This is a genomic window from Streptomyces sp. NPDC001970, assembly GCF_053594115.1.
This window is the reverse complement of record NZ_JBSFDW010000097.1, coordinates 1-4,025: the sequence shown is the minus strand read 5'-3', so window position 1 is coordinate 4,025 and position 4,025 is coordinate 1. Positions and strand designations below refer to the sequence as shown.

Annotated in this window: 4 protein-coding genes; all 4 read right to left on the bottom strand. The window is 67.7% G+C overall.

What is annotated here, in order from left to right:
• Positions 1-78 precede the first annotated feature (78 nt).
• Positions 79-504, bottom strand: coding sequence for a hypothetical protein (locus ACWCP0_RS41905; protein ID WP_451083951.1), 426 nt, complete (start codon positions 502-504; stop codon positions 79-81).
• A 6-nt stretch (positions 505-510) separates the two neighbouring features.
• The gene (locus ACWCP0_RS41900) at positions 511-2,979 is read right to left on the bottom strand and encodes a site-specific integrase (RefSeq protein WP_451083950.1); all 2,469 of its coding nucleotides are present in this window, start codon (positions 2,977-2,979) and stop codon (positions 511-513) included.
• Positions 2,976-3,326: a helix-turn-helix domain-containing protein gene (locus ACWCP0_RS41895; RefSeq protein WP_451083949.1), complete on the bottom strand. Its 351-nt coding sequence runs from the start codon at positions 3,324-3,326 to the stop codon at positions 2,976-2,978. The genes ACWCP0_RS41900 and ACWCP0_RS41895 overlap by 4 nt, the downstream gene beginning before the upstream one ends.
• A gap of 16 nt (positions 3,327-3,342) precedes the next feature.
• A partial coding sequence (locus ACWCP0_RS41890; RefSeq protein WP_451083948.1) for a tyrosine-type recombinase/integrase occupies positions 3,343-4,025 on the bottom strand: 683 nt, incomplete at its 5' end.

The following is a 4,025-nucleotide window of genomic DNA, read 5'->3' as shown; positions in this document are numbered from 1 at the left end:
GTAATGGTGGAGTCGGGTATTGGAACTGCCTGAATGCCCGGGGCTTGACCGCGATCACGGCGCCGTTGGCCATGTAGATCACTCGTTCCATTCGAACGTGAACTGGCCGGTGGTGCTGTCGCGGCTGACGTTGCAGCGACGGGGTGTCAGAGCGAACTGCTCTGTGACCCATCCGGCGATTGCCGGAGCGAGAGCTGCCTCTGTGTAGTCGACCTCGACGATCTCCAGAGCCCGAACCGAGATCAGGATGTAAGGGCTGGTCTCGATGCGCTCGATGTCGCCGGATACTTTGCCCAGGCCGACCCGCAACCAGGCGACTTCGCGTTCGTTGAGTACCAGCCGGTTCCCGTGGAAGGCGTTGTTGACTTCGGAAGCGTCAAGCCAGACCCGGTTGCTGACGGGGGCGCCCACGGTCGGCGGGTTCGTCAAGCGGGTGGCCTCGGCTGCGATTCCGAGAAACAGCCCGAAGCCGCTCTTCTGCACTTTGTAGCGATAGGTCCCCATGGTTCCTCAGCCGTTTCGTGGGTCTGGCCGCCGGTTGGCGGACTCGATTTCGTGGTTGTGACGGCTGGCCCTGCAGCTGATCTCGGCGGCGTAGGCGCCCCAGTCTCCGGCGGCGACTCGCTGCCATTTGACGGCCACGGTGATGTCGATTCCGAGGGTGCGGGCGAGGACGGCGGCGGGCAGTTCGGTGGCGAGCTGGAACAGCGCGGTTGAGCGGGTCTGTGCGAGGCGGATGCCGAGCTTGCGGAGCCGTTCGCCCATGGCCCAGACACTGATCGGGCGGCCGGGCTGACCTCCGGGGAAGAGCCAGCGTGAATCCCTCCGGGCGAGAACGGCATGGCTGCGGCGAACCGCGACCTGCTGAAGAGCCAGTTCAGCGACAGGTCCAGGCAGGTTGACCGGAACGTCGCCGAGGCGGATGCGGACTGTTCCCTCGCTCTCCTCGATGTGGTCGACGGTGAGCCGGGAGATCGCCGCGGGCCACTGGGCATAGAGGAGCAACAGCAGGCCGGCGAGGCGGTCTTCGGGCTTGAGGGTGTCGTCGTGCAGCAGGCGGCGGGCGGTGGCCCAGCGGGCCTCGTCGTCCATCGGCTGGGAAGGGCCGTTCCATCTGACTGCCGGAAAACTGAGATCGCGGGTGATCTTCTGGGAGAGAGCCCAGCGCACGAAGTGGCCTACCTCCCGACGGTGACGGACGTCGTCGCTGGTCATCCAGCGTTCGAGGTCGGTCTGGCGGCAGGTGACAAGAGTCAGATTCTGATTCTCAAGCCAATTGAGGAGGTGGACGGCGGCCCGCAGATGCTGGCGGACGACCGTGAGCTGGGTGTGCGTGATGTCCTTGCCGCGGCTGCGTCGGCGGAGCCGTCGCAGGAGGTGCCAGGTCGCGTACCGGTGCAGGATTTTCCGTCCCTCGGCGGTCGCGTGGGAGGTTACGAGATCGTTCACGTGCCGTTCGAGGCGGACCATCTGTTCGTCCCGCTGCGGCAGGGTGCCGGTGGCCACGAGCACGCTGCGGATGTGCTCGACGACCTTTCCTTCCGGGAGTGCGTCCAGGGCCTCATGCGTCAAGGGCCGACGGCCGGAGCCGAGATCGGACAGAACGGTGGAGACGATGCCGCCGGAGAGCCAGCGCATCGCGGTGCCGGCTCGTTCGGTGCTGGCCAGAGCGTCGTGGAGGGGCTGCAGCTTGGGGGGTATGGCGCCAGAGTCGTTGGCGAGGAGTTCGTGGAGCCGCTGCTTGAGCGTGCAGCGAGGACACGGACCAGGAGCGTGCAGCCGTTCCGCTTCACCGCAGATGGGACACGGGCGCCAGAGCTCGGCGTCCGGTGCGGTGCAGGGACCACAGACCGGTGCTTCGGCGGTGCCGGAGTGGATGCCGCGGAGCCGCCCGCAGGCGGTGCAGTGAGCCTGGCGTCTGTCGCAGCCGCCGCAGCGGGGCAGACCGGTCAGGCGGGAGTGGGTGCCGGGTGCGGTGCGGCCGCAGATCGAGCAGAGCAGGATGGGCGGGGGACAACAGTTGGGGCAGAGAGGGCCGTGAGCGGTGCGGTTCTGTACTCGTCGACGCTTGCCGCAGCTGATGCAGACCTCGACGTTCGCGGGATCGGTGACAAGGCAGTTCGGACACAACGGTCGTCCCTGGGCGTCGCGGATGGCCGGCTCGCGGCGGGCTCCGCAGCGTACGCATTCTTCGATGCGGGACTTGGCGATGCAGTTGCGGCAGACCCGCTGTCCGTCGAGCGGCTTGTCAATGCGGACAACCCGGTGGCAGCGCGGGCAAGATGGACGGATGATCCCGGCGACGTTGGCCTCGTGCAGCAGGTCGATGAACCTCAGGATGGCGCGGTGCGGCGCACGATAGCCCTCCCCGGTCAGCAGGCGGGGGTTCTCCTCCAGAGCCCAGACCACTCTCTGCCGGTAGGCGGGACGGTGGGGTGCCGACCGGCGGAGGGCTTCGGCGACCGCGTCGCGCTCGGCGCCAGGGGCGATCGCGGCGATCACCGAGTGGATGACCGTGACCGGATCACGGTCATCGTTGTCGGGACACATCGAACAGCGCGGCAGGCCCTTGCGGTCCCGGAAGGTGACGCGCCGGGTGTTGCCGCAGGCGGCGCACTGCGTGGTCTCCTTGACACAGACCGAGCAGTACCAGTCCTGGCCCTGCCGCTGGAGGCTTCGCAGATTCTTTCCGCAGCTGGCGCAGACCGGCGGCGAGATCGCCAGGGCACCGGCCTTGCGGAGCGCGATGAGCAGATCTCCGACGGCCCGTGGCGCCGGGGACCGGCCGTCGGTCAGGACGGCCGGCCGCGTGGCCAGGACCTCTGCGAGGCGGCGTGACTTCGCGCGACCGCCCGCGACCGCGGTGACCACGGTCCGGATGGTCTCGGAGCCGAGTTCCTTTTCGACGTCGGCGACCAGGTCCGTGATCAGGCCGATCGGGTCAGCGACGGCGCGGTCGAGGGAGTCAGCGATGGTCACGGCCGGTCAGCCCCCCTGATCCGGGCCCGCTTCGGCCTCAGCCCGCCGAGCCCTTCCGTATCGGGCGCCGAGCCGCCGGCGGCGGCCTTCTTCGGTTTCCTCACGGCTCCGGCCGCCGCGATGGGCTCGATGAGGTCGTCCATGGTGCAGTCCAGGATGTCGAGCAGGGCCATCAGGATTTTCAGGCTCAGTCGCTCGGGCCGTTCGACGACGAGCCGGTAGACCTGGCTCGACGACAGGGTGATGTCGCGTTCGGCGAGCGGAGGAATGAGGTCGGTGGTGGAGAACATCCCGCGGTCCGCCATGACCTTGCGCAGGTGCCAGTGGTAGTCGAGCTTGGCGGCCATCGCCAGGTCCTTCCTGTCAGGTCCCGGCGAACGCCGGGGCCAGTGCCTTGTGCAGGGAAGTGTTCATGAAGTCGTCGCTGACGTGCGTGTAGATGGCCAGGGAGCTGTCGCTCTCGTGGCCGACCTGCTGCTGGATGAACCGCCGGTCCACCCCGTGCTCGGTCAGATGCGTGACGTACGAATGCCGAAGAGAGTGCGGGACGAGTTCTTTCGGAAGGCAGAGGGCGTCCCGGTATGCCTCGAACCGGTCGTTGATCGAGCCGGGCTGGAGGCGGCCACCACGTTCGGTGATCCACAGAGCCGGGTGGTCGGGGAATCCGAAGCGCGGGCGAACATTCTCGACATAGTCGGCGACTGCGTCGACAGCCCAGTCCATCACCGACAACACGTTCCGCCGCCGCGGCGGCTGGCCCTTCTTGGCCTTGCCGTAGCGGACGTTGAGCGTGCCGTACCGGCCGAACTGCCGGGCCTGCGGATTGCGGCCGAAGTCGACGACATCGAGCTTGGAGGTCTCGGTCCGGCGCAGGCCCCACCCGTAGATCACCTTGAAGAGGGTGGCGTCACGGTAGGCCGCCAGGGCGCCCTTGCGTTTCGCCCGTACCGCTCGTTCGACCTGGTCGTCGGCGTAGTCGAGGAAGAGCTGCAGCTGTTCCCGGGTGAAGGGCTTCGCTTCCGGGTCGCCCTCGTAGTCATTGAGGT